23 protein-coding genes and 1 pseudogene are annotated in these 25788 nt (G+C 31.7%); 16 read left to right on the top strand and 8 right to left on the bottom strand.

Going from position 1 to position 25788, the window contains the following annotated elements:
• The first annotated feature begins 289 nt into the window (after window positions 1-289).
• The 10 genes and pseudogenes from ACYSNX_RS10515 (at window position 290) to ACYSNX_RS10470 (ending at window position 6793) form a co-directional block, all read left to right on the top strand.
• Entirely contained in the window at window positions 290-667 is a 378-nt protein-coding gene (locus ACYSNX_RS10515) for an SMI1/KNR4 family protein (protein ID WP_461754630.1), read from the top strand.
• A gap of 236 nt (window positions 668-903) precedes the next feature.
• On the top strand, window positions 904-1044 hold the full coding sequence (locus ACYSNX_RS10510; RefSeq protein ID WP_461754632.1) for a DUF4274 domain-containing protein: 141 nt from the start codon (window positions 904-906) through the stop codon (window positions 1042-1044).
• A gap of 336 nt (window positions 1045-1380) precedes the next feature.
• Window positions 1381-1647, top strand: coding sequence for a transposase (locus ACYSNX_RS10505; protein WP_205012531.1), 267 nt, complete (start codon window positions 1381-1383; stop codon window positions 1645-1647).
• 182 nt (window positions 1648-1829) lie between these two features.
• Window positions 1830-2117, top strand: a complete 288-nt coding sequence (gene tnpA / locus ACYSNX_RS10500; RefSeq protein ID WP_461754629.1) for an IS66 family insertion sequence element accessory protein TnpA — start codon at window positions 1830-1832, stop codon at window positions 2115-2117.
• Entirely contained in the window at window positions 2117-2455 is a 339-nt protein-coding gene (tnpB, locus tag ACYSNX_RS10495; protein WP_461754628.1) for an IS66 family insertion sequence element accessory protein TnpB, read from the top strand. The genes tnpA and tnpB overlap by 1 nt, the downstream gene beginning before the upstream one ends.
• Before the next feature lie 49 nt (window positions 2456-2504).
• Window positions 2505-3170, top strand: coding sequence for a transposase (locus ACYSNX_RS10490; protein WP_461754627.1), 666 nt, complete (start codon window positions 2505-2507; stop codon window positions 3168-3170).
• Between the two features lie 558 nt (window positions 3171-3728).
• Window positions 3729-4949 carry a group II intron reverse transcriptase/maturase gene (gene ltrA / locus ACYSNX_RS10485; protein WP_461754626.1) on the top strand — a complete coding sequence of 407 codons (1221 nt, stop codon included), beginning with the start codon at window positions 3729-3731 and terminating at the stop codon, window positions 4947-4949.
• A gap of 76 nt (window positions 4950-5025) precedes the next feature.
• Window positions 5026-5979: pseudogene (tnpC, locus tag ACYSNX_RS10480) on the top strand (IS66 family transposase); the annotation flags it as partial.
• Window positions 5980-6172: 193 nt separating this feature from the next.
• Window positions 6173-6571 carry a transposase gene (locus ACYSNX_RS10475; protein ID WP_461754625.1) on the top strand — a complete coding sequence of 133 codons (399 nt, stop codon included), beginning with the start codon at window positions 6173-6175 and terminating at the stop codon, window positions 6569-6571.
• Window positions 6572-6586: 15 nt separating this feature from the next.
• On the top strand, window positions 6587-6793 hold the full coding sequence (locus ACYSNX_RS10470) for an integrase core domain-containing protein (protein ID WP_461754631.1): 207 nt from the start codon (window positions 6587-6589) through the stop codon (window positions 6791-6793).
• 197 nt (window positions 6794-6990) lie between these two features.
• On the opposite strand, the gene ACYSNX_RS10465 is transcribed toward ACYSNX_RS10470, so the two are convergent.
• From ACYSNX_RS10465 to mnmE, 5 genes are all read right to left on the bottom strand, one after another.
• Entirely contained in the window at window positions 6991-7770 is a 780-nt protein-coding gene (locus ACYSNX_RS10465; protein WP_461754624.1) for a putative phage abortive infection protein, read from the bottom strand.
• 413 nt (window positions 7771-8183) lie between these two features.
• Window positions 8184-9833: a response regulator receiver domain gene (locus ACYSNX_RS10460; RefSeq protein ID WP_461754623.1), complete on the bottom strand. Its 1650-nt coding sequence runs from the start codon at window positions 9831-9833 to the stop codon at window positions 8184-8186.
• Window positions 9826-12816: an ATP-binding protein gene (locus ACYSNX_RS10455; protein ID WP_461754622.1), complete on the bottom strand. Its 2991-nt coding sequence runs from the start codon at window positions 12814-12816 to the stop codon at window positions 9826-9828. Before ACYSNX_RS10455 ends, ACYSNX_RS10460 begins: the two co-directional genes overlap by 8 nt.
• A complete protein-coding gene (locus ACYSNX_RS10450) occupies window positions 12809-13858 on the bottom strand; it encodes a DNA cytosine methyltransferase (RefSeq protein WP_461754621.1) in 1050 nt (349 codons plus the stop codon). Before ACYSNX_RS10450 ends, ACYSNX_RS10455 begins: the two co-directional genes overlap by 8 nt.
• Before the next feature lie 336 nt (window positions 13859-14194).
• Entirely contained in the window at window positions 14195-15586 is a 1392-nt protein-coding gene (mnmE, locus tag ACYSNX_RS10445; protein ID WP_461754620.1) for a tRNA uridine-5-carboxymethylaminomethyl(34) synthesis GTPase MnmE, read from the bottom strand.
• 151 nt (window positions 15587-15737) lie between these two features.
• Here mnmE and ACYSNX_RS10440 point away from each other — a divergent pair, with 151 nt between their 5' ends.
• From ACYSNX_RS10440 to ACYSNX_RS10415, 6 genes are all read left to right on the top strand, one after another.
• Window positions 15738-16571, top strand: a complete 834-nt coding sequence (locus tag ACYSNX_RS10440) for a universal stress protein (RefSeq protein WP_461754619.1) — start codon at window positions 15738-15740, stop codon at window positions 16569-16571.
• Window positions 16572-16741: 170 nt separating this feature from the next.
• Window positions 16742-17224 carry a hypothetical protein gene (locus ACYSNX_RS10435; RefSeq protein WP_461754618.1) on the top strand — a complete coding sequence of 161 codons (483 nt, stop codon included), beginning with the start codon at window positions 16742-16744 and terminating at the stop codon, window positions 17222-17224.
• Between the two features lie 446 nt (window positions 17225-17670).
• Window positions 17671-17991, top strand: a complete 321-nt coding sequence (locus ACYSNX_RS10430) for a hypothetical protein (protein WP_461754617.1) — start codon at window positions 17671-17673, stop codon at window positions 17989-17991.
• A gap of 616 nt (window positions 17992-18607) precedes the next feature.
• Window positions 18608-19375: a sensor histidine kinase gene (locus tag ACYSNX_RS10425; protein WP_461754616.1), complete on the top strand. Its 768-nt coding sequence runs from the start codon at window positions 18608-18610 to the stop codon at window positions 19373-19375.
• Window positions 19365-20030 carry a response regulator transcription factor gene (locus ACYSNX_RS10420; protein ID WP_461754615.1) on the top strand — a complete coding sequence of 222 codons (666 nt, stop codon included), beginning with the start codon at window positions 19365-19367 and terminating at the stop codon, window positions 20028-20030. Before ACYSNX_RS10425 ends, ACYSNX_RS10420 begins: the two co-directional genes overlap by 11 nt.
• A 504-nt stretch (window positions 20031-20534) precedes the next feature.
• Window positions 20535-20873 carry a hypothetical protein gene (locus tag ACYSNX_RS10415; RefSeq protein ID WP_461754614.1) on the top strand — a complete coding sequence of 113 codons (339 nt, stop codon included), beginning with the start codon at window positions 20535-20537 and terminating at the stop codon, window positions 20871-20873.
• 48 nt (window positions 20874-20921) lie between these two features.
• On the opposite strand, the gene ACYSNX_RS10410 is transcribed toward ACYSNX_RS10415, so the two are convergent.
• The 3 genes from ACYSNX_RS10410 to ACYSNX_RS10400 are packed head-to-tail and all read right to left on the bottom strand — an operon-like array spanning window position 20922 to window position 25573.
• Window positions 20922-23447, bottom strand: coding sequence for an alpha/beta hydrolase family protein (locus ACYSNX_RS10410; RefSeq protein ID WP_461754613.1), 2526 nt, complete (start codon window positions 23445-23447; stop codon window positions 20922-20924).
• 10 nt (window positions 23448-23457) lie between these two features.
• Window positions 23458-24192 (bottom strand): hypothetical protein, encoded by a 735-nt coding sequence (locus ACYSNX_RS10405; protein WP_461754612.1) that lies wholly within the window; start codon window positions 24190-24192, stop codon window positions 23458-23460.
• A 10-nt stretch (window positions 24193-24202) separates the two neighbouring features.
• The gene (locus ACYSNX_RS10400) at window positions 24203-25573 is read right to left on the bottom strand and encodes a RagB/SusD family nutrient uptake outer membrane protein (RefSeq protein WP_461754611.1); all 1371 of its coding nucleotides are present in this window, start codon (window positions 25571-25573) and stop codon (window positions 24203-24205) included.
• Between the last annotated feature and the right edge of the window lie 215 nt (window positions 25574-25788).

Here is a 25788-nt window from a genome sequence, read left to right as displayed (position 1 = left end):
ATTAAAACTAGTCTATCTAGCCATCAAAGATGTATCTAAAAAATGGACTATGCCTATTCGCAATTGGGGCTTGACAATGTCTCAGCTTTATATTAAATTTGGGGATAGATTACAGCCGTAAAAAAAATCCTGTTTCCAAGCCTTGGGGCTTAAGCCCCAAGGCTTGGAAACAGGAGATGACACAGTTCATGTTACACTCCCAACACTATAGGATCATTGCCTTTTGGATTGCCAAAAATGCTGCACTCTTAATTGCCAAAAATGCTGCAGATCTATTTGCCGTTTACATTTGGAATATTATTTACAAAATTATTCTTCTATTGTTCTCTTTCAAAATACAGAATACTCCATTAAGATTGTAGGAGCTGATGAATTTACAAGGGCTAATCCTGTGATTGTAGGAGAGGATGTAGAAGACGATATAAGCTATAATTGGTATATTATTGCCCATGATAATAACTCTCAATATATAAGCATTGATTTAACAAAAGATAGATTAGGGTATTGCTATGATAGTTTTTGGGATAGGCATGGTCTTGTTGGAGAGCAGCCTATTATAGCTAAAAGCTTCACTGAATTATTAAAGCGCTTATATAATTCAAAAGGGAAATCTTGGTATTGGACAGAATCCGATTTCTCTTTTTATGGAGATGCTTACGATAATTAAGAAACAATAATTTTCAATCTTTAGTAAACATGCTTCTAAAAATCTAACTTTTAATAACTTGTATATAGAGGGTTAAGTGAAATCTACTTCTTAGAGTTAATATAGTAATGTAATTTCAATAAAATTAAAAGTTAGACCGTATACTATTAAGTAAGGCAAGTCTTAAGAGCAAAAAAGCTAGATAGTATTTATATAATATGGAAGAAAGTCAAGTAGAACAAATCGCATAAGGTAAGATTATTGATTTTGCTAAAACTCAATCTACAAAAGTTTGGCATCAAATGGTTATGCACTGGAATTGGGATAACTATACGTCATTTTTAAATTGGCTAGTAGATAATCCTACTACAGACAAAGCTACAATCCTAATGATTTAATGGAAGTCAAATCCACAAGATGACTTTTTTAATAAGAAAACGATTGAAGATAACTTTGTTAAGGGATATTGTAAATAGAATTTATTTCCCTTCAATTCCAAAAATGACCAAGGGGATAATTGGAAGGAGTCTGTATGTGAAGAAGCTAAGAAAGAAATTCCAAAAGTTATGTTTGAAAAGCTAGTAGGGGATGAGGTATCCTCTGCAAATAACTTTATAGAAGGCATGCCGAAGGATTTATTTTATGAAATAGAGGGTTTATATAATTTGTAGGCTTCCCTAAAAATCGGACAGTTGTTAATTCGAAATTATTAACTTTAAACAAAACTGTCAATTATGAAAACAAGTAATTTTAGTGAGAACCAAATCATTAAAGCTCTCAAAGAAAATGAACAGGGAAGATCGGTAAGTGAAATCTCTCGAGAATTAGGTATCGATAAGAGTACGTTTTACTATTGGAGAAAGAAGTATGGTGGAATGGAAAAACAAGAGTTGAAGCGCTTAAAAGAACTTGAAGAAGAAAATCGCAAGCTCAAACAGATGTATGCTGATGTTAGTTTAGACAATAAAATGCTCAAAGATATTCTGTCAAAAAAGTTCTAGGCTCAGCAGATAAAATAGAAAGGGTAAAGTATCTGTTAGAGCAATACAAGTTATCGATCGTTCGTATTTGTTTATTAGTTGGATTAAGCCGATCAATGTGGTATTATCAAAGTATCCGCCCCACCAACCACATATTTGACAGGCTAAACTAAGATAGTAAGTTTACTTCAAATAATAAAGAGATGAGCAAACAAGAAATTATGTACTCTCATGTAGAGAGTTGGAAACAAAGTGGCTTAACACAAGGGGTATACTGCGCAGATCAAGGATTAAAACTCCCCACGTTTAGTTATTGGATTCAAAAATATCACAAACAGTTCCACCAAGAAGATATTAGTAACTTTATTACAATAAATAAAGAGTATAACACGGATAGTAAGCAATACGAGATCGTTTACCCAAATGGGGTAACCCTGCGTATAAATACTAGTAGCTTAGCTGAGTTATCTACTTTACTTAAGCTCGTATAATGTTTAGCTTAAGTAGTACGCATCAATTTGTCTTATACAAATCACCTTGTGATATGCGTAAGAGTTTTGATAGTTTATGTGGTTTAGTGCACAATGAATTAAACCTTACCGTCCATAATGGTAGTGTCTATGTTTTTATAAATAGGAAGCGAACCCAGATGAAACTCCTTCATTGGGAGTACGGTGGTTTTGTACTTTACCATAAACGTTTAGAGCAAGGAACTTTCGCTTCGCCTATTGCTGATAAATCAATAATTACCTGGAGTGATTTAGTATTAATGATAGAAGGAATTCAGGTTATACAAAGCAGTCGAAAAAGACGATTTAATTTGAAGTAATTACGTTTAAACCCTTGTATATTCAAGGGTTTAAACGTATATTTACCTCATGGAAATAGACCTGGGAAATTTATCGAAACAAGAACTTTTGGCCCTTTTAACAAAGGCCCAAAAGACTATTTCCAAACAAGAAAAAATAAATACAAAACTAGAAAAAAAGACTTCAAAACTAGAAGAGAAGACCTCTAAGTTAGAGGAGAAAACCTCTAGACTAGAAGAGGAAAAACAGGAGTTAGAACGTCTAGTAAAGTTACTTCAACGTATGAAGTTTGGTCAATCTAGGGAACGCTTTGAAGATCCTAATCAAACTCAGCTACCTTTAGATGTTCAATCTGAAGCCTTAGAAGAACAAGAAGAAGTGATTAAACAAGAGATCACTTATTCTAGAGCTAAGAAAAAACATCCAGGACGCACTAGTCTTCCAAGTCACTTGCCGGTGGAAGAAATAGAAATACACCCAGAGGGTGATTTATCCGATAAGGTATGTATAGGTACAGAAACTACCGATGTATTAGACTACGTGCCAGGTTACTTTAAAATCAAGCGTTACATCCGATATAAATACGCCACTAAAGACAAAGACAACACACAAATCAGTATTGGACTTCTTCCAGAGCGAATTATCGATAAAGGAATACCTTCAGAAGGACTTATAAGCACCATAGTTGTAGATAAATACGTGGACCACCGTGTGCCACGAAAGTGTGCTACATAAATATATATATACAGCAACTATGCTGTACTAAAGATGAGGGTAGGCCCCTCGAAATCTGTTTGCAGGAACTGGTTTCAAACCACCTCATGCTGCATTAGTCAAAAGCTTTTGTAGTGAGCGATGAAGGAAAAGGCTCTTTAAAGAGTCAGGTAACGCTGTAGGAGACGACCGAAAGGGAACCGTTGAAGAAATGTCGTAAACGTAAAGATGATGTCAAAACCAAGGATAGGTGGTTACTTTGGGACTAGTCAGGGATGAACCTGTTTACTGCCCTGACGGCATCCGGCACAAAGACGGCGTGAACTACAGTGAGGCTTTAGTACGGAACGTGGGAACCTATGTATCGTTGTTAAGAGAAAGGCACAAGTAATGACCTTACAAGGCTGAAAGTATCGATGCGTTACATAGGGGCGGATTGACTGGTAGTAGTGTTGAAACATCTGTAATGGATGTGGAGCGAAGCGGTCAACTTATTCAGCTAATTGAATTAATCAACCGGAAAACTGGGAGGAATTTATGCAAAAGGCAAAGTCATTTATTATTTCGAAACACCTTGTAATGGAAGCGTGGAAGCGCATTCGTTCCAATGGTGGTGGAGCAGGGATTGATAACCAATCTTTAAGGGATTTTGAGAAGAACCTTAAAGGTAATCTTTATCGAATTTGGAACCGTATGTCCTCTGGAAGTTATATGCCATCTGCTGTAAAACTTGTGGATATTCCAAAGAATGGAGGAGGTACTAGACCACTCGGAATTCCAACGGTGGGTGATCGTGTAGCCCAGATGGTAGTAGTTTTACTTTTAGAACCAGAACTTGAGAAAGTTTTTCATCAAGATTCTTATGGTTATCGTCCTAGACGTTCAGCTCATGATGCTTTAACCTCCGCTCGACAAAGATGCTGGAAGTACGACTGGGTATTAGACATGGACATCAAAGGATTCTTCGATAACATCAACCATGCTCTTTTACACAAAGCACTTGTACGGCATGCTAAAGAAAGTTGGATGTTATTGTACATTAAAAGGTGGTTGGAAGTTCCTTACATGCGTGGGAATAAAGAGTTAATTGAACGAAGCAAAGGTGTTCCTCAAGGTTCAGTTATCGGTCCAGTTTTAGCAAATCTCTTTCTTCACTACGTTTTTGATGCTTGGATTACTCGGAACTACCCTATGGTGCCTTTCGAACGTTATGCAGATGATACAATTTGTCACTGCGAAACTCGAGAACACGCCATAATGATGCAACGTGCTATTGAAGAGCGTTTTAGAGCTTGTGGTCTTGAATTGAACGAAACTAAAACAAAGATTGTCTACTGTAAAGATTCAAACAGAAAGGCAAATTTTGAACAGATTCAGTTCGACTTTTTAGGATATACCTTTAGACCTCGTAAAGCAGAAAATCGTGCTAAGAAATGTTTTCTTAGCTTTTTGCCAGCGATAAGTGGCAAGGCTAAGAAGAAAATAGGAGAAACTATACGGTCATGGTGGCGAACAAGTCGAACGGACAAAAATATTGAAGAACTTGCATCATGGTTAAATCCAACTCTTCAAGGATGGATTAACTATTATGGAAAGTTTTATAAAAGCCAACTAAATGGTTTGTTTAATCGACTCAATCAACGACTTGTAATCTGGGTAACAAAGAAATATAAAAGGTTTAAAGGTCGAAGAACTCGAGCAAGGAAATGGTTAGGTATATTTGCAAAGAATAAGCCTAATTTATTTTCACATTGGCGATTTGGTATTCGACCAGCAAAACCTATAGAACTGACTGGATAAGAAAAGCCGTATGAAGTGAGAGCTTCACGTACGGTTTTGTGAGAGATTTGGGGTGAAACTCCCCTTATCTACTCGACTCCCACTTTATAGACAGAAACAACGATTCTCAAGAGAAAACATTGATATAGCTTCTTCTACTATAGAAGGTTGGGCGGCCCAAGGGATGGAGGCTTTAAAACCACTATACGAGAAGCTAGTAATAGATATCAAAAACCAAGGTTATCTTCAAGTAGATGAAACCACTATCAAGGTTCTAGATGAAAAAAAGAAAGATAAATCTCATCTTGGGTATTATTGGACTTATCACGCTCCTATATCTAAGCTAGTGATGTTTAATTACAGTCCTACTCGTGCTAGTAGCGCTGCACTACCTGTATTGGAAAATTTCCAGGGATATCTGCAAACTGATGGTTATGCGGGGTACAAAGCCTATGGAAATAAGTCAGATGTTACACATCTTGGCTGTTGGGCACATGCTCGTCGTGAATTTGAAAGAGCTTTAGACAACGATAAAATAAAAGCTCAGTATGTACTTACACAAATACAGAAACTATATGCTGTAGAACGACAGGCTAAAGAACAAAAATTAACTCCTAACCAAATCAAAGAGCTTCGTCTAAAAGAGAGTTTACCTATCATCAATGAACTTGGTAAATATATGTTTGCTCAGATGAAACTAGTCTTACCTAAAAGTCAAATAGGTAAAGCCTTTGCTTACTCTCAAAGTAGATGGGATAATTTAAGTGCGTATTTATACAATGGAAACTTACAGATAGACAACAACCTTGTAGAAAATGTAATCAGACCGGTAGCACTTGGTCGTAAAAACTATCTCTTTGCTGGTTCTCATGATGCTGCACAAAGAGCAGCTATGGCTTACACGTTTTTCGCTAACTGTAAAAAACATGACGTTAATCCATACCAATGGTTAAAGTATGTACTTGAAAACATTCAATCAATAAATCACAAGAACATCACAGACCTATATCCTCATAACTATAAAAAACTTAACTCAGATACCGTAGAATAGTTATCTAATCCCACAAGATGTACTTGCTCGGCCGGATACTTATCAAAGTAAAAAAGATGATACTGAAGTTATTGATAAACTAAGTGAATTAGCAGAACAATATCCTACTCGCGGTTTTGATGAGTACTACCATAAGATACGCAGAGAAGGACTTATATGGAACAGAAAAAGAGTTCTACGCGTTTATCGCTTAATGAAACTAAGTCTAAGAAGAAAACATAAGAAACGTTTAATAACAAGAGTTAAACAGCCTTTAGAAACACCACAAGTACTCAATGAGTGTTGGAGTATGGATTTCATGAGTGACTTACTTACAGATGGCAGAAAAGCACGAGTTTTTAATGCATTAGATGACTGTAATAGAGAAGCAATAGCCATTGAAGCTGGATTAAGTTATTCTGCAAGGGCGGTAATAGAAACATTAGCAAATCTAAAACAAGAAATAGGAACTCCAAAGTACATTAGATGTGATAATGGCCCTGAATTTATCTCTAAAACCTTTGTAAATTGGTGTAAGAAGAATTTTATAGAAATTAAATATACCCAGCCTGGCAAACCAATGCAGAATCGATCTATAGAACGTTTTAATTGATTTTTTAGAGAGGATATATTAGATGCTTTTTATTTCAATGATATCTACCAGTTACAAAGATTGGCTGATAAATGGAGAGAAGATTATAATTTTAATCATCCTCATAAAGCATTAGGAAATAAATCTCCTAAAGAATATAAGCCCAGATTTGATGAAGAATTTAAACTCTTCATCAAATCTGAACATAATAAGAATTATTTGTCGAATTTAGAGGTGTCCTAAAATAGGGAAGCCTACAAAAGCAGAGAACGTCTTGAAGATCTCAATCATACCAAGTTACCTTTAGAGGTTCACCCTGAAGTTCTACAAGAGCAAGAAGAAATCATCAAGCAAGAAATTACTTACTCTAGAGCTAAGAAAAAACACCCAGGAAGAGCTAGTCTTTAGACATGCCCCAACAAGTGTCTAACTTTTTGGGGTCAGTCTAGAATTACCTGTCCACTTTCACCAGAATATATAGAAAATGCAGTAGTGAAAAGATTTTTATGTTCTATTGTTAATAAAAGATCATCATCTAATCCATTTAATAAAAAATATTTTTCTGCATAAATTTTAAAATCTCCTCCTTTTTCATATAAGCAATTGTACATAAGCAATTGTAATTCTGGTATTGATAGTTGTGCTCGAACTAGTTTTGCATAATAGATTTGATCTATATTTTTAGCATTATCTATAGTGTGAAAAATATAGTATAGATTACGGAAATAAAATCCAAATGATTTTCCTTCTTTCTTATAAAGCTTATCAAAAGCTAAGTTGATTATTTCTTTTTCATCTTGATTGGAATTGGAATGTTTAACTGATTTATAAAAAGATTTTAGTTCTTTTTCAAACAAGTAGTGAAAAGCATTAATTCCATGATATGTTCTTGTTTCTACTTTAGTATTACTCTTTAAATGTCTTTCAAATTTTACATTATTCAAATTTTGATTATGTAATTCTAACTGTTTTGTAATCATGGAAATAATAACATTTCGATTATTTTGTTTTGATTGTAAATTAAGTGTTATAAGAATTCCAATAAAAGACATAAAACTGAAAAAAGGTCCTAGTAATCCGCCTAAAAAAGACCCATACGAAGCCCAGTTACGATCATCATCACTTATATCCCAACCTAAAAAGTAAGGATAGCTAAAAACAATAATAAAACCTAGTAAGAGACTGATTGTAATTAAAGTATATGTTTCTGTTTTATTCATTATTGATCAATATATTAAAGTCTGGTAACTCCGTAACAACAACATTTGTTTCATATTGTTCGTAATAATTAACGACTCTAGCTGGGTATTCCCATATATTAAATTTTACGGACATAAGTGTCTCACAATTAGAGCAGATAATATCATCTATAATTATTTCATACATATTTTCTGGCCCCATTTCTCTTTCATTAGTTTCAAGTAAATCTATTAGAAGTTCATTATCGTTTATTATTTTTTCTGTAAAGCACTGTATGCATGTTATTTTCATATTTATCAATTATAGTTCTTTTATTAAAAAAAAATCATGAAATTAATTGTGAAGAGAGTGTTTGTATCACAATTAATACTCTTCCTTTTAATGTGATATAAAAAATATGTGAATTGTAATTTTGTATATGTGAGCTTAACTTTTATTTAATGCCAGCTTTTCTTAACCATTCTGACTCATCTAAACCAACACGAGACAGAGTTGATGCATAATCAGCTACAATTCTTTGAGCATGTAAATCCTTTAGATCTAAAGTCCATTCAAATTTTTCATCAGAACGTTTATTATATACTTGTTCAAATATATACTTATTAGTCTTTTTCTTAGGCTCAATTACACCGTCTTTATTGCTTTTGAATTTCAATGTTCTGATTGAATAGGATTTTGAATCTAATTGTAATTTAGTCCCATCATTAGATATGAAATTGAACTTACCATTTTGAGATTCAACTAAGGGTAAAAAAAGAAACTTACGCTCTTCACTATTTTTTATTCGGACACTATCACACTTTTGCTGAATACAGATATAATAAATGTCCGTTTTTGTACTTTTTAAAACAGTTCCAAGTGATAGAATTGGTTTTACACCTCTTGGCAAAAAAACATTTTTATGATGTGTTAATGTTGCAAATTTGTTAAGATAACTTTCTTTATTAGCTTCTTGATCTGTATTTAGAAACAAATCTATATTGTTTGTTTTCAAATATTTAAAATACTTTTCAGCTTGTCCTTTAGATGTACAAAACGGCGTAAGTAAATCAACATATCTTTTATCAACATCAGTTTCTTTTGAATATAAAACATTCAATAAAAATTGAGAGTTTCTTTGTAAATTTCTATTAGGGTTTACAGGAACACCTTCTCCATTTTTTATAGGTTTAGGTTCATTTAATAATCTCTCTGTAATCCATTTAGAAATATCACTTTTTGAAATTGACTTATGAACCTTTTCATAATGAAGTAAATCACCAATAGAATCTTTGAAAACCTCTAAAATTAAATTTTCTGCATCATCTTGATTAGGAATTGAAGCTTTATGCTCTAAATAACCATGATCTAAATCCTTATTATATAAGCCTAAAATTTTACTCGTATTATTTCTTAATTTATGAAGTGATAATAAAGCAAAGTTTGATAACAACCCTGATGTTACTTTAGTAAATTCTTCAAGTAAAAAATTTGGAAGTTCTCTATATTTTAAAACTTTACCATTAAGATTAGGTAAATGGTTAAATCTATTATCTTCACCTTCTTGGTTATTACTTTTGGCTCTTACAAAAATTGTTGTTTTTCCAATCTGAAGTTTTAAATCATCAAGATCTAAAGATAAATCTGGGTTAATTTCTCTGATTTTTTCACAAATATCAACTAGATTTATTTCTCCTGTATAAACTAAAATAATTTTTAATTTTTGAGAATTATCTGAGCTAATTAAACCTGAAATTATATCCAATGTATATTTACCACGAATATCATCTTCTTCAGCATCTTCTTCATCATTACCATCTTCAATATCTTCATCAATATCAATAAACCAGTCTAAAATAATTATATCAGACTTAGTAGCAATTTGTTTAAAATCAGCAATATCTTCTAAATTCACAGGGTCATATACAGCACAGACTTTCTGTTCTTTAGCAAAAATTCTTGTAATTTGTGATGCATCTAAATTATGTTCAAGATTTTGCCCATGCTCATGTTCTCTTGTATATGCACGGTCATCTAAAAAAATAATATTTTGTATAAAATCATTTGCAATGACCTTAGATTTATTAAAAAACGCACTATTCATAATTTACGTCAATCTGTTTTGATATTTTAAACGTTACATTTGAATCTTTTCTTGGCTCAACAACTTCAATAGTATAATTTTCACCTTCTAAAACTTCACGACTTATACTTAGTCCCATACCTCTACCAAAGTCTTTTCTTGAAAAGCCTAATGAGAAAATCCTTTGTATATCTTGTAATGGAATCTCAATACCATTGTTAGATATATAAATACCAGAATCATCTGCGTGTAATCTGATTGTTTTTTCCTCTAAATCACTTTGGTTTAACCAGTAGATAGCATTATCAATCAAGTTAACAAAAACTGGATAAAATGTAGATCTATATCCAAAAAATTTTTGATTTGCAAAACCTTTTGTGTGTTTAAATTGAATGTTATGTCTTTCAAACCTCGATCTAAATAAATCAATTAAAAAAGCTTTAATTTCCATTAACTTTATTTCTTCTTTGTTTTTATTTAACCTTCTATTTAGTGGTGTAAATAGATTTAAATACCCATCTAGATGCTCAAAATTTACCTTAATGTTTTTATAGACACCTTCTAATTTCTCATTGACATCTGACCAAGCTTTTAAATCTCTTATACTACTTCTTATAGACTTAACGGTACTGGCGAACTCATGATGTAAAATTCCAACAGCTAAACCTAGTTGACTTAATTCTACATCCGTTTGGACACGTTCTCGTAAGTCATCTAGCTCTTCTGCTAATGCATCTGAAATTTGGTCATTTGTTACTATATTTCCATCTTCATCTTTATCTAAGTAAAAACTTTCAAACTGACGAATAATTCTATCCATTATATGAGTATTTCGTTCACTAATCAACTCAATCTCATCTTCCATTTTCTTTCGTTCTATAACTAAATCAAAATCTTCACTTTCACTTATACTTAAATTTTTAAAATTATCTTTTACAGAACGAATTTGAAAATCTAAGTCCAACATTAGCTGATTTGTTAAGTCCTTTATTTTTTTTGAAACATCGGTAACAATTTCTGTTGTTTCTGTCTTTTTCTTGCTGTTACTTTTTACAGCTTCTGTAGAGATAAATTCAACAGCTTGTTCTAATCTTTTTCGTTTACTTAGCTCCACATTAAGGTTTTCCCCAGAGTTCGAAATTAGGTTATCAATTTCATTGTATGCATTTTTAAATACAGTTTCAGACAAGATTCTATATTCAGCTAAATAATTATCATAATCTCTTCTAGTATTTTTATTAATACCAAAGCCTTTTGGAGTTGAAACAGAAATAATCTTTTTATAATCAGATATCTTTTGTCTTAATTCGTATTCTATATCAATAACTTTCTGACTGGCTTCATCTAAATCTTTTAGGTATGTAATACTATTAAGATTATTACTACCTTCTGAAATAATATTATATACAGTAGTTTCAAATTTGTTTTCTTGTAAGTTCTTGAAAAAAGTATCTAGTTCTTTTAAGAATTTATCCTTTTTACCTTTGGCTAATTTATCCCTACGTGCTAAAGCTTTATAAAATCCGTTTCTTTCTTCCTTTTTCTCAGTATAAAATTCAGATTGAGGAGTTTTGCTTTTATCATCAAAAAAATCAGCTGCTAATTGCGTAAAGAAATTTTTTAGTATTGCTTGTAACTGTCTATATGCTTTATTTTCTATAAAGCCTTCACGTCCAGCTTTTTCAATTAGTTTAGAATTTTGATGATGAGTTATACTAATTGTACCAAACATCCTACGATATGAAAAGAAATATGTTGAAGCTCTTTTTGATCTGTTTTTTTCAATATCTAAAAAGTCATAATCAGAATCACCATATGGTAACACTCTAATATTATCTTTGTAAATATATAATCCACCAAACTTATCAGCCTTACTAGTTATACGATTCCAGTTTTCAGCATCCACCACAGAATCTTTCAATTGCCCTTGTATATAGGCTAAATTTATTTCAAAGCTCCCACAATCAGTTGGCTTAAAGTTATTGCCATTCCAATTGACAATATGGTCATATTTTTTTTCTCTATATATTTGAACATCTCCTCGAAATTGTCCATATTCATCAAATGTACCATTAAAGTGGTGATCCGCTAAGTCAAATTCTTCTGGAATAAAAAATTGTTCTTTGTCAATTAGATTTGTATAGAGTCCATCATCTCCTTTATAATCTCTAAAATTAATATCAATAATTGGTTTTGGATGATTAGGAGTCATCGTATTATGGAAACCAATTAACATTTTCTCAATTTTAGTTGCATCCTTAGAATCTTTATTTCCTTCTATGTCAAAAATTAAATTTTCACTTACTGGTGATATATAAAAAAATGTACCTCCTTGGTCAGGGAAATTTAGATTAAAATTGCCAACAAGTTTATCATTTAAAGAACTGGGGTTTACTTTTAAATTTTCAAGAGTGGATGATATTCTTGAGAAATCATCATTTGATATAACATTATCTTTAAGTAAAATATCTAGAGATAGTTGAACTTCTGCTTTTAAGACATTTATTTGTGTTTCATCTGGTAAAAAGTCAAATTCTCTGATTGGGATAACAATATCTTCTAAATTAATTCCTGGTAATTCAAACAATTCCCAATTAATTAATATTGCTACTATTTTATGATTATTAGTTCTATTTTTAGCCTTAGTTATTATTAAAACTTGCTTACCAATAGATGCAATTGCTAAGCGTCCAATACCTTTTTCTCCCATAACAGGGCGTTTAGGTTTTGAACTATCTATTGGAGGAAGTGAACTTTTATTATTTACGAATTTACTTTCTGTGCCTATTGTAAGCCAACGTGTTTCAAATTCTTCTTTGGTCATTCCTAAACCATCATCCCTTAATATTAATAAGTTTGAGGTTCTTAGATAATCAATATCAAAATGATCTGCATAAGCGTCGTGAGCATTTTTAATAAGCTCATTAATTGCTGTCGGAATACCTGCAATTTGTTGCCTCCCCAATAGGTCTAATGCTCTTGCTCTGGTCTTGAAATTAGCCATTATTATGATGATTTATTATTGCTAAGCCAATGGCCTTAGCATAAGTTGGAGGAACAGCATTACCTATCATTCTCGCTATGTTGGCAATACTCTTCCCTTTAAATTTATAATCTTTAGGGAAAGACTGTAAAACAGCTCCTTCTCTCAATGAAATAGCTCTATCTTCATCTGGATGAGCAAATCTCCCATTTGAAATACTAAAAAACTTCGTTGTTATAGTTGGTGCAGGTCTATCCCACCACATACGTCCATAGATATCTTTAAAACTATCAACTTTACCAAAATGGCATGGAACAGCCAATTTTTCATTAAATACATAAGCTAACCGTGTACCACCATTATGAGGAGTTATTGCTAATCGGTCCAAATTGATTTGTTTTAAACCTGCTACTGTATGCAAAAATTCAGTAGTGTCTTTATGTCCTTGAGTAATTTTTAGAAAACCATTTTTTTCACCGATCACATCTTCAACATTTAATTTTTTACCAAGATATTCTAAAGGCCTAATTTCTGAGTTACTAACTCTATTAGCAATTAAGGTAAATCTTTTACGATTTTGAGGAACACCATAGTTATTTACTTCATGTATACTAGCATGAACAGTATAATTATTACTTTCTAACCAATGAATAAAATCTTCTAGACCACTTTCTTCTTTTCTTCTTTTTACGCCTGGAACATTCTCAACAACAACATAACCTGGATTAAAATATTCAACGAAACGTCTAAATTCTTTTAAAAGATCTTTAGATTGTTCTGATTTTTCTTTTTTCGTAGGAATTATACTCCAAAATTGGCATGGACTACAGCCAATTAGAATTAGGTTATCATCGTTACATTGTAAGTTTAGCCTTTGTTGAAGTTCTACCTCTTGAAGTTGAAATACATTAGCATGAATAAATTCAGCTCCTTGAATATTTGCTTCATAGGTTTCGCGGCAGTTATCATCATAGTCGATACCTGCAAGAATATTTATTCCAGCTTGTTGCATTCCAAAACTCATACCTCCTCCGGAGCAAAAAAAGTCTACAGCATTGGGCATGTTAAATAAATTTAAAAGTTTTTTATAAAATTTTCGACTAAGTTGATAGCCATTTTTTAAATATGAGTTAATCAAATTTTAAATGAGTTGCTTTTAAAATCTTGTGAAATGTACTATCTTATTTTGTTAAAATCAAGTATCCTTGTTCTTCTTTAGAAAGCTTTGTCCTATTAAGGCTTTTAATCATTTAAAATTAAAGTAATATTTTTGATAATATTTATATACAGATTTGTATTTGAAAACTGTATATTCATTTTAATATGGCTGTGAAGGACAAGTTTTGATGTTTATTTTCATTAGCTTTTATTGTTTGCAAATTAATAAAAATGTATCAAATTACTTCCCGATACAAAAATTAGCAAAGATGTTGCCTAGTAATTCATCGTTTGTAACTTGTCCTGTAATCTCTCCAAAGTAATAAAGGGCTTGACGAATATCTATTGCCATTAAATCTGCAGATAGATTCGTTTGTAATCCCCATTTTACTTTTTCTATTTCCTCTAGTGCTTTAAGTAAAGAGTCATAGTGACGGGTATTAGTTACAATAGTCTCATTGTTTCTTAAAGCTCCTGTATTTACATAGCCTAGAAGTGCTTGTTTTAGCTCTTCTACACCAATATTGTCTTTAGCAGACATTAATTGTAAGTTCTCAATATTGTTGCTAAATAACTTTATTTGCTCTGGGCTTAATAAGTCCTTCTTATTACATACTACAAGTAGAGGCTTTAAAGGATATTTGTTTTTAAGCTTTTCTAATTCTACTTTGATAGAATCTAAGGACTCTTTGTTTAAAGAAGCTCCATCTAAAAGATAGATCACAACTTGCGCAGCTTCTATCTTTTCAAAGGTCTTTTGAATACCAATGCTTTCCACTACATCTTTGGTTTCTCTAATACCTGCTGTATCAATAAAGCGGAATCCAATACCATCAATTACAAGCTCATCTTCAATGGTATCACGCGTTGTTCCAGCGATATCCGATACAATTGCTCTTTCTTCGTTTAAAAGTGCGTTTAATAGCGTACTTTTTCCAACGTTTGGTTCTCCAACAATAGCTACAGGTATACCGTTTTTAATTACGTTACCTACAGCAAAAGAATCAATAAGACGTTTTAATACAAATTCAATACGATCAATAAGCTCTTTGAACTGTGTACGGTCCGCAAATTCAACATCTTCTTCTGAAAAGTCTAATTCTAATTCTATAAGGGAAGCAAAGTTTAACAACTGCTCTCTTAATAAGGCAATCTCATTGGAGAATCCACCTCTCATTTGTTGCATAGCAATTTGGTGAGAAGCCTCGTTATCCGACGCTATTAAGTCTGCTACAGCTTCCGCTTGTGAAAGGTCTAATTTACCATTTAAAAAGGCGCGCATAGTAAACTCCCCAGCTTGAGCCATCTTAGCACCTCTTCTAAGGGCAAGTTGAATGATTTGCTGTTGGATAAAGGTAGAACCGTGGCAGGAAATCTCTACGGTATTCTCTCCTGTATAAGAGTTTGGTCCTTTAAAGATAGACACCAGTACCTGGTCTAATACCTTATCTCCATCGACAATATGTCCAAGGTGTAGGGTATGGGTCTTTTGTTTGGTTAAATCTTTATTCTTAATGGATTTGAATATTCCATTAGCAAGGCTAATGGCATCTTTTCCTGATAGGCGTATAATAGAAATTGCTCCAGCTCCCGATGGAGTAGCTAAGGCAACTATGGTATCTTGTAATATCATATTATCCTTTTATTAGATAAGGCAAAGATACTACTAATTGTTTTATTTGATAATAAAACTCTACATTGGTTACAGAGAGTATTATTCGTTAATTTTATATTAATACAAAAAGAATATTATTATCTTTATACAAACTATAAACAACATTGCTATGAAAAAGATATTGTTCCCAACCGATTTTTCCGATACCGCTAATAATGCTCTAGTATACGCTTTGCGTATGGCAGAGAACCAAGAGGCTACTTTATTTGTGCTACACGCTTATGAAATGCCTGTTATATCTGCTACCGCGAATCCGGTGATGGTACAAGATGTATATAAGACCATTGAGCTTAGTAATTTTGAAAACTTCAAAGACCAAGTTCCACAAATCAGAGAAATCGCACGCAAACACAACCTAGACCATGTACCAATGCATTTTATATTAGAGGAAGGTTTTTTAAATACAATCTTAAAAAAGAGAGTAAAAGAAGAAAACATTGATCTAGTTGTAATGGGTACTAATGGTAACTCAGGATTTGAGAAAAAGATATTAGGATCTAATACCTCTAACGCTATTGGGTCTTTAGATGTGCCTGTGCTTAGTGTACCACATGATGCTATTTTTGATGGTATTAAATCCATTGGATTCTCTACTTTATATAAGCCACAAGATAAAGCAGTATTAGATAAGTTAATCCCAATGGCTAAACGCTTTGGTGCAACCATTAAGGCGGTACATATTTCTGCTTTAAAGGACAATTTGGATGCAGCAGTAGAACAAAGCTGGAAGGATAATTATAAAGACGAGCCTGTGGAGTTTTTCTTAATGGAAGACAAAGATGTAGAAAGGGGAATCTTTAATTTTATAGATGCTGAGAATATCGATCTATTAGTATCTATTACGCGTAATAGAGGCTTCTTTGAGCGTTTATTTACAAGTAGTATGACTAAGAAATTAAGTTACCACACGCATGTACCAGTACTTGCATACCATGAAGAATAAAACATAGTAAGCAAAGAGGTTTTGCTTATACTATAAGTGAAACCTTTTTCTTTAAAATACATTGCCAATTAAACGAATATAAAACCTAACATTAAAATTGTTGTGCCTATCAAAGAAAAGGTAGAGCCTAACAACCAGAAACCTTGCTTACCTTTTAATCACTTCACTTTATGACATTGAAATATTATTTTTCTTTTCTTTTGTTTTTTTTCGCTCTAGGTGCTAATGCCCAGAAGTTAGAGCTATACACCAATGAAGAAAACCCACAATACTTGGGTTGTCTTACTTGCCCAGCAAGTGAACAAAACTCCCTATGGAACCACCATGGTACCTACGGAAACCTTTACAATAAGAAATCCATATGGAATAAATATGGTATATATGGAGATGAGAAGAGTAACTTCTCTCCTTGGAATCCGTATGGAGAAAAGCCGCCTATTATAAAAAGAGACGGACAAACCTATGGATACTTAACCCTTAATAAATTTTCTGGAGATAGGGTAGAGATAGGTCTTACAAAGATGTTATATGAGTATTACTTAGATATTAGAGATGATGTGCCTAAATGGAGTGATTCAGCAGCTAAGATGAGTAATAAAGAGAATATAGACTCTTTACCTGCAAAGAAGTATTCCGTTGAGGTAAAGAAATAGCTACTAAAGCAGGAATAACCAAAGAAAAGCAATAGCAAGTAAACAAAAACAGAAAATCAAAACCCAGAAAAACATACAAAAGGTTCTACTGTAAATAGGTGTACTAAGTAATATAATAAATGACTATTTAAACTTTAAAAAGCTTTAAGATAGACTCTTAAGGCTTTTTTTATGGACTAAAGTGAAGTGCTCATTCATGGTAATAGTTGTTGTTAGTTCTGAAAACGAAGAGCCTAATATTCTCCACTTTATCCCGAATTGATCAATTCGACAAGTATCGTCTCTTTCTTCATAAAAGTCTGCTAGATATTTATCTAAGAAATTGGCAAAATTCTAAATAAAAACTCTGAATTGTAATGAACATATAAAAATACGTGAAAACACGTATTGATATTTAATTTAAAAAGGTAGATATTTGAAAGTAATAATTATAAAAACCTGATTTTATGGAAATTACAAGTAAAAGTGGTGAGGTAATCACCTTAGAGAAAGCTATAAAATATGTTAGCTTATTTCAGGAAAAGAACCCTGAAGCGATAAAAAGTTACTTCGTAGGTGTTGAAAAACTTCAAGAACTTCTAAAGCAAGATAACTGTATTGGTATGCGTATATACCCAGGTATAAACGAACAGACGGATAAAACTAATTTGGTATTAGTAGGAGTAGATACAAAAGGAAATGATATAAGTGAAGGTGTTATTTTAGAGGAACTAATTATATGTCCTCCCTTTTGCTCAGTTGAAAATAGCCTGTTAAATAGAAAATAATCATGTCTAAATTGTTAGTAGGCTTAACTTTATTATTAGGAGTTGTACCATTAGGTATTTTTTTACTTAGAGTGAAAACTAAGAATAAAGCCTATGTTCCTTTATTAGTTTTGTTTTTTTTTGCATCTATATATGAGTTTATTATAAGTTTTATACTGAAAGTAGATGTTACAGGATGGTTTCAGATTTACCCATTGTTGGAGTTTTTGTCCATTTATTACCTTTTCAAGAATATACTTATAAAAAGGCCTAAGGGATACAATATGGTATCTTTAGGTCTTTTTTTTATCGTATATGTCTATTCTTTCTTCTTTATTTTTTCTGAGGGCTCTGACTTTCTCAAAGTTAAAAGCCTAAGTAAAGCTGTGATTACGCTTTTTGTCATGGTGTCAAGCTTTTTGTGGATAAAGCAAATATTTGAGCAGAAAAGTATTCTAAAGCTATATAATGAACCAAGTTTCTATTTTGTTATGGGACTGTTTATGTATTATAGTTCAACAATCTCATTGTTTGTCTTATCTAGTGGTATATTCAGTAGTAATTTGTATTTACAAGATTATTGGACTTTAAATATAATTTCAAGTTTAATATTAAGAGTCGTTATAATAGTAGGGGTATGGAAAATGAATTAAACACGCTTTTTTGGTTAGGCACAATTATCATGATAACCATGGGGCTATTAGTTGTTGCTCTTTTAATAGTTTATCAAACAAATATTAGGGTCTATCACAATGAGTATTTGAAGCAACAATTAAAGGGTATTATTGAAGCCGAGCATAAAGAAAGAGCTCGATTAGCAAAAGACTTACACGATGGACTGTGTAGTGATTTGGCAAGTATTCAAAATTATCTCGTTCTGTACGAGTCAACCGAAGGGAAGCAAAAAAGAGAAAGGATCTTATCAGAGCTGAAGCTAATCCTTTCAGAGTGTTACAATCAGACGGTTTTTATGAGTTATAACCTATCTCCACCACTAATAAAAGACAATCCATTTGAACTGATTGTTAAAAACTATGTTTTAAGGATAAACAAGATTAATAATATCCGTATTGAGGTAAAAGCTAATTCTCCAAGTTTTGAGCTTAAAGAACTAGTTAAATTGGAGTTTTACAGGATACTACAAGAACTTATTCAAAACATTTTAAAGCATAGTTCTGCCACAGTGGTTAGTATCGATTTAAACTGGAATAACTCAACTCTTGTTATTTCGGTTTTAGATAATGGTATTGCATATGATTCTAACCCCAATTATAAATCGCCTAGTAAAGGACTTGGTTTAAGTAATATTCAAACCCGAATTAAGCAAATTAATGCTGTCTTTAATCATCAGATTATAGATGATGGAAATTTAATAACTATAACTTTTAATGATTATGAGTACTAAAATTGCTATTGTAGATGATCATAAGCTCTTTAGAAAGAGTTTTGAATTATTAATTTCTCCAATGCCTGGGATAGAGGTTGTTTTCAATGCTTCTAATGGAGCTGATTTAATACAGGCATTAGAATCAAAATCTATAGAAATAGATTTAGTTTTTCTCGATATTCAGATGCCAGGAATGAACGGCTATGATACTGTAGCTATCCTGAATGAGCATTTTCCAAAAATTAAGATTCTTATCCTAACAAGTTATAATGATATTTATAGCATTTCAAGAATGCTCGAATATAAAATAGATGGGTATTTAACTAAGAATACTGATCCCGAAGATATTATGAAAGCTATATGCATTGTTAGGGACTCAGGCGTTTATTTTGATGAGGATATACTACTAATTTTGGCTGAACTAGATTCATGCAAAGAGCCTTTATTTGTCTTTTTATCTGAAAGGGAGGTAGAAGTAATTAAGTTGTTTGCACAACAGTATGGTTATAATGAGGTTGCAGATGAGCTCTCGATAAGCCCTAGAACAGTGGAAAAACATAAAGAGAGTCTGATGGAAAAAACACAATCTAAAAATTTTATAGGAGTGATTTTATATGCTTATTCAACTCACTATCTAGATAGATCTGACCTTATACCCAGGGATAAGAAATAGGTGAAAACACGTATTGACTCAATAGAAATAGTAAAGTAACTTTGATTATATCAAAAAGCAAAAGACATGAAATGCGAATATGTCTTTATTGTAAGTTATTTTGCTTTACTACTTTTTATAAGTTTAAAGTGCAACCCACTAGACTAAGTTAAGCTAGCTATATCATACTATAAATATAGACAGGTTTTAGGTAGTTAAAGCTTACATAATTCTAAAGAAGAGAAATGGAACTAAACGTAGCTACACTCCATTGACTTGTGAAATAATTGTTTAACCTAAAGCTAAGTTATAGACACTTAGATTAAATCAAATGAACAAGTTTATTAATGTATTAAGAGCTTTCTTATGTTTTGCGTTTCAAAGGTTTTTTCATAGTTACATTTTACATGTATTAGGATCTAGATGTCTATTTAATAGCTTGACATTAACTTAGATTAGCAATTGTAGGAATATAACCTTCTAATCGTTTACTAAAAGGAGCTTTTAATTAAAATTCTTTTAAAAATGAAACAATTTATTAAAAGCCTTTTCCTACCATTAGCGGTATTTGCAATGCTAGGATTAGGTGCACTTACTCTAAGTGCTAGTAACATTACTAATGATGTAGTAACAAGTACTGAGGCTGCAAGTATGCAGACTATGTATACTGGGGATTTTTATGTTGTAGATAGTGGTGTGCCTAGTGGATATAGACAAGTTTTCATCTCTCCAAAGCCAACACATTGTACATTTTCACCTATTTCAAATGTGCGATGTACTGCTATTATTGGTGGACTAGTTGTTGAATTATATGGATATGATTCAACTCCTGGTGAAGGTTATAAAGCATTATTTGAAATATAATGATTTATTATAAAGAAAGGCGCAATATTGCGCCTTTCCATTTTTAAATTAAAAGCTAAAAGATGTCTTTTCAGGATCCACACTATTGTCAATCCATTGTATCGTTTTATCATCTTTAAGATAATAATTATACCAATCTAGATATCTTTTAGTGTAATCTGTGCTTATTATTGGGTTTGAATAAAGTGCATGTTCTCCATCTTTATAAAACAGAGCAATTACTTGAGTGTTGTTATATCTTTTTAAAGCCCAGTACATTGAACTGGTATTTTGCCAAAAAACATTTGTGTCTTTTAGACCTGTTATGAGTAGTATTGGAGTTTTTACATCTTGTGCAAATAGTATAGGCGAATTATCAAGATATTTTTTAGGATTCTCTCCAAAACTTTCCTTGAAATTGAACTGATAATTTTCTGCTCTACTGTAATCCGGTTTATTTCTAAAATCATAGCTATACCTATAATAGAAAGATCCAATAACGTCGTGTGGTGCGCCTCCACTTATGATTGTAGCAAACGTATTACTGTGACTAGCAATGAAACTGGCTTTATAACCTCCAAATGAAAATCCATCAAGCCCTATTTTATTTTTATTTATGGAAGGTTCTTCTTCTAAAATTTTTTCTATTGCTCTTTCTACACAATCTACTGCTGATATTCCTGGACCATCTTTGACAGTAACAAAAGTGTCGGGGTAAAATACAAAGTAACCCTCTTCATTTAACAATGTTCTATTATGTCCTGCGCCATTTCTTAAAGTAGATTGAATAAATCTGTTTGGCTGAATTCCTGCAGATGTCCTGATCTCTTCATAGATATGGGTTACCATAGGATAGCTTTTTTTAGGGTCGAAATTCTTAGGATAGAATAAGAATCCTTCTAACTCTTTACCATATTTATTTTTAAACGTAATGTCTTTTCTTTTTTGCCATGAGTAATACTCTTTTGGAATTTCGTTTTCTATAAGCGTAGTTACTTTTCTGTTTTTATATATATTTAGTTTATGTGGCATATTGTAATTTTCTTCCATCCAGACTATTGTGTTGAATGTAGGGTCTAAAAGCATTTTACTATCTATTCTGTTTGACGTAAAAGGAAGTATAGTGGAAACTTTAGTACTCTCTATCCTATAAATAGCATTTTGATTATTGCGTGTTATTTGAATTATAAGAGGTTTTTGATTATCTATAAGTGACTTATTAGAGGGGGAAAGGACTAAGCTTCTTATAATTATCTCTGTGTCTTTTGAGAAATTAGTAAGTTGAAACGATTTATTTGTAGTAATATCTTTTTTATGTAGGTTATTATTTTTAATAAAATAAATATACTTAGAATCCACTGACCAGAGTGGAGTTTGCATATTAGTGTTGTCACTTTCAATTTCTATTCTTTTGTTAGTATCAGGTGTGAATACCTCCCAATTTACACCATCTTCTTTCGGATATAATAAATGTTTATTGTTTGGTGAAACCATTAATGGGTTCTGTCGATAGGAAGAAAGTAAGACTTTTTTGTTTGTGAAAATATTTTTTAAAATAAGATTGTTTTTTATATAGTCGTTTAAATAATCCTGATTTTTTAGAGGATCGTATTGCAATACATATCCTGGAATTGGGATAGGCGAGTATTGAATATTTCTTCCACTTTCTAGTTCAATATATTTCTCTGTTTGGTATTTATAGATTTTAGCATAATAGTCTATTTTGTATCTAGGCGCGAATTTACTGGGAATAACATGTTTACTATTTCCTTGCCAAATGTCTAGGTATTCACTTTCTGGATACTTTTGATTCGTAGTTATGTTATAGGTTATGAGTAAGTCATTATTGGAATAGAAATCTATTTTTTTATCATTAATAGATTCTTTAGGAAATGTAATTTGTTTAACCTCTAAAGTTGGTAAATGAATCAACATGGAGTTATTGTACTCACCGTCAAATAAAATAGCATCTTGGCTTAAGTTCCATTTTATTGTTGTTATATCTTGCTTTAAGGAACAAATTTCAGTCTTTTTTAATGTTTTTAGATCAAGGTAGAATAAATTTTTGTTTATGCTATTGTCTTGGTATACTAATGTTGTTTTATCGTGGTTTAAAAAGAATATACTAATATTATTTTGCCTGAACTTCTCTAATTGGTTTTTGCTTGTAAGTTGATAAATTATTAACATACCTTCATTCGACAAAGTAAACAACCTATTGTTTTTTTTGTCAGAATCAAACTGCTTGACATTGAGAATTTCTTTTTGTGCTTGTGAAGTTTCTAATTTAATTATTGATAGTGTATTACCTGTCTGCTTTAGAGTTATACCATCATTAAGTAGATGACTGTAATATGCACTATTTCTTTCAAGAGAGACTTGCTTTTTGGTTTGAATATTAATGAATTCTGTATTTTCAGGTGGGTTGCCTTCTGTGTCTAATTTATTATAAATAGCCCATGTTCCGTCAAGAGATATCTGATCAGGTACTAAGTTATACCCCTTAATGATTTCTTTATTGGTTGTTTGTGCAACTAGAGATATTGTAAATAGCAAAAAGGTGGCATATTGAATATGTTTTTTAATTACTTTCATAATATTATTATTAAAATAAAATGTTAGCTACTGTATCTTTAAAAACAGTGAGCTCCTGTGTTCTTTTCGGGTAGTTGGCAGCCTCAAAACTGAGGTTGGAATTATAAGGGACATTAAGAGTATATTGACCATACTCATCCGTTAAATGATGTGTGTTTATGTATCTTGTATTATGCTGAAATCGTACGTAAATAGCAAGACCTTTTACTAATTTCCCCGTTTCTTTATCTTTAACAATACCTGAAACAGTTAATATTTCCTCTGGATTAGTTTCATTTAAAAACCTATCTATTCTGGCTTTCGTATGAGGATAGTTCTTAATCCCATTTAAGTAAGGCATACTGTCGGTTTGGAGAGTAAAATTGATAGTTGAATTTTTCTCGATTCCTGTGATTTTATTGTTGGGAGTTATTTGTTTATATATTAAATTGTTAGGAATTAACTGAATTGTATCTCCTTTCTGTATAGTGATTCTATAGTAGCCGTTATTGTCAACAAAAACCTTTTCATTTTCCCCTTTTACTCTTCTATCTTTAATTTCGAATTTCCATCTGTTTGCAATATTAACAGAGGTAATACCTGAAGGAGGCTGATTTGTTTCTTTGACTAAAACTCTTCCTTGAATAGTTATACTTCCATCTAAGTTGGTGGTAAGTTCTTCTTTTGTATCCATTGATGTAAGGTTACTACAGGCTAGAATTAAGCCTATGCTACATAGGCTTAATAAAAAAATAATATTTTTCATATTTGTTTATTTAGTATGATGGGTTATTTGGTAGTAAGTTTTTATTTATTAGAATTTGCTTTTCAGGAATTGGAAACAGGACGTTATATGATTTCCATGTAGGTTTTGTGCTAGCTAGATCCTGTATTTTATCATTTCGTTTTAAATCAAAGAATCGATGGCCTCCTTCTGTAAAAAACTCTTTATTAGCTTCGATTAACAACTCTGTTATAAATGCATCTTTAGATAGGCTAAGGGGTAGATTAGGTAATCCTCTCTTCGAGCGGATTTTATTGATGCAATTTGTAGCTTCTAGTATTTTTTCTTGATATGCTAAAGCTTCTGCTAGTAAGAAATATGCTTCTTCTAATCGATAAAATACTCCATATTCCTCTGTATTATTAATGGTGTTTTTATATTTATAAGGTTGATAATAAGTAGTGCCATTTAGTGAAAATTCTTTGATCCATTCTATTTTACGCAAATCATTTGAAGATAGAGTATTATATAAATTTGGATTTATTGAGGACGTTGGAACTTGAGAAAATAAATAATAAAGGGCTTGCTTTGTTGCAGAAGGAAGGGTATAAGGACTTATTTGTAATAAAGTACTTTTAGAGCCCTTTTTAAAAATATTATTTATATCATCTTCTAATTTGTATACTGGATTAGCAATAATGTTTTCAGCATATACTTGAGCTAATTCATATTTTTTCTGTAGTAGATAATTTTCAGTTAATAGTAATTCTGTTGTAGCCTTGTTGAGATAAATACGCTCTGCGCTTCTATATGTGTAATCAAGAAGATTGTAGGATAATAACAAATCACTTTCAATTAATAATAATACTTTATTATAATCCGTTTTAGAAATAGTTGTGTTTTTAGTATAATCTGTTGTTGTGGTATATGGAATATTACCATATAACTTTGCAAGAGTTTGATAAAATAATGCTCTTAGAGTATATGCTTCTCCAAGTAATTGATTCTTATCCTCTTGTTTTAAATAACTTGATTGTTCAACCCCTTCAATAAAGGCATTTATTGCATAAATATCTTTATAGGCACTATCCCACCACGATCCTGTATTACCTAAGTTTATTGGATCTATAGAATTTGTATAGGCTAGGTGAGGATTATTTTCATGATAAGTTAATTCATCTGTATATAGACAAAGTGTTAGTGATATACCACTATTATCAAAATTAAAAATAGGAGTATCTCTAAGTCTACTATATATATAGTTTAATGCAGATTTTGTAGTAGAAATATCTTCATAAGTTTGTACTCGGGTCATTTTATTGTTTGGAAGTTCTATTTCAATAACATCTTCACAAGAAGTTAATGTTTGAAAGATGACCATTAATAACAATAGAATTGAATTGTAATTATAATTGATTTTCATGATAATAGGATTTAAAAAGTTAATTGTATTCCGAAGGAATAAGTATATTAGCCCCTAAATAAGCTGGAGTGAAATTAATAAATTAATCACATAACTTTGGACTTATGAAATATAAGAAATGGAGCTTATCGGAGAAGCTATCAATTTTACAGGAAGCAGAAGAATACGGGGCAATAGAAACTTGTCGTAAACACAGTTTAAGTACAGGTACTTTC

The organism is Myroides sp. LJL115 (assembly GCF_054871665.1).
Note: the sequence above shows the minus strand (reverse complement) of the source record. Positions and strands in the feature narration are given on the sequence as shown.

Coding starts and splice junctions, on each gene's coding strand:
- ACYSNX_RS10435 (WP_461754618.1), top strand. CDS start 16,742: ATGACATTGAAATATTATTTTTCTTTTCTTTTGTTTTTTTTCGCTCTA.
- ACYSNX_RS10415 (WP_461754614.1), top strand. CDS start 20,535: ATGAAACAATTTATTAAAAGCCTTTTCCTACCATTAGCGGTATTTGCA.
- ACYSNX_RS10430 (WP_461754617.1), top strand. CDS start 17,671: ATGGAAATTACAAGTAAAAGTGGTGAGGTAATCACCTTAGAGAAAGCT.
- ACYSNX_RS10450 (WP_461754621.1), bottom strand. CDS start 13,858: ATGCCCAATGCTGTAGACTTTTTTTGCTCCGGAGGAGGTATGAGTTTT.
- tnpB (WP_461754628.1), top strand. CDS start 2,117: ATGTTTAGCTTAAGTAGTACGCATCAATTTGTCTTATACAAATCACCT.
- ACYSNX_RS10410 (WP_461754613.1), bottom strand. CDS start 23,447: ATGAAAGTAATTAAAAAACATATTCAATATGCCACCTTTTTGCTATTT.
- ACYSNX_RS10465 (WP_461754624.1), bottom strand. CDS start 7,770: ATGAATAAAACAGAAACATATACTTTAATTACAATCAGTCTCTTACTA.
- mnmE (WP_461754620.1), bottom strand. CDS start 15,586: ATGATATTACAAGATACCATAGTTGCCTTAGCTACTCCATCGGGAGCT.
- ACYSNX_RS10420 (WP_461754615.1), top strand. CDS start 19,365: ATGAGTACTAAAATTGCTATTGTAGATGATCATAAGCTCTTTAGAAAG.
- ACYSNX_RS10490 (WP_461754627.1), top strand. CDS start 2,505: ATGGAAATAGACCTGGGAAATTTATCGAAACAAGAACTTTTGGCCCTT.
- ACYSNX_RS10475 (WP_461754625.1), top strand. CDS start 6,173: ATGAAACTAAGTCTAAGAAGAAAACATAAGAAACGTTTAATAACAAGA.
- ACYSNX_RS10440 (WP_461754619.1), top strand. CDS start 15,738: ATGAAAAAGATATTGTTCCCAACCGATTTTTCCGATACCGCTAATAAT.
- ACYSNX_RS10405 (WP_461754612.1), bottom strand. CDS start 24,192: ATGAAAAATATTATTTTTTTATTAAGCCTATGTAGCATAGGCTTAATT.
- ACYSNX_RS10505 (WP_205012531.1), top strand. CDS start 1,381: ATGAAAACAAGTAATTTTAGTGAGAACCAAATCATTAAAGCTCTCAAA.
- ACYSNX_RS10425 (WP_461754616.1), top strand. CDS start 18,608: ATGGAAAATGAATTAAACACGCTTTTTTGGTTAGGCACAATTATCATG.
- ACYSNX_RS10460 (WP_461754623.1), bottom strand. CDS start 9,833: ATGAATAGTGCGTTTTTTAATAAATCTAAGGTCATTGCAAATGATTTT.
- tnpA (WP_461754629.1), top strand. CDS start 1,830: ATGAGCAAACAAGAAATTATGTACTCTCATGTAGAGAGTTGGAAACAA.
- ltrA (WP_461754626.1), top strand. CDS start 3,729: ATGGAAGCGTGGAAGCGCATTCGTTCCAATGGTGGTGGAGCAGGGATT.
- ACYSNX_RS10400 (WP_461754611.1), bottom strand. CDS start 25,573: ATGAAAATCAATTATAATTACAATTCAATTCTATTGTTATTAATGGTC.
- ACYSNX_RS10455 (WP_461754622.1), bottom strand. CDS start 12,816: ATGGCTAATTTCAAGACCAGAGCAAGAGCATTAGACCTATTGGGGAGG.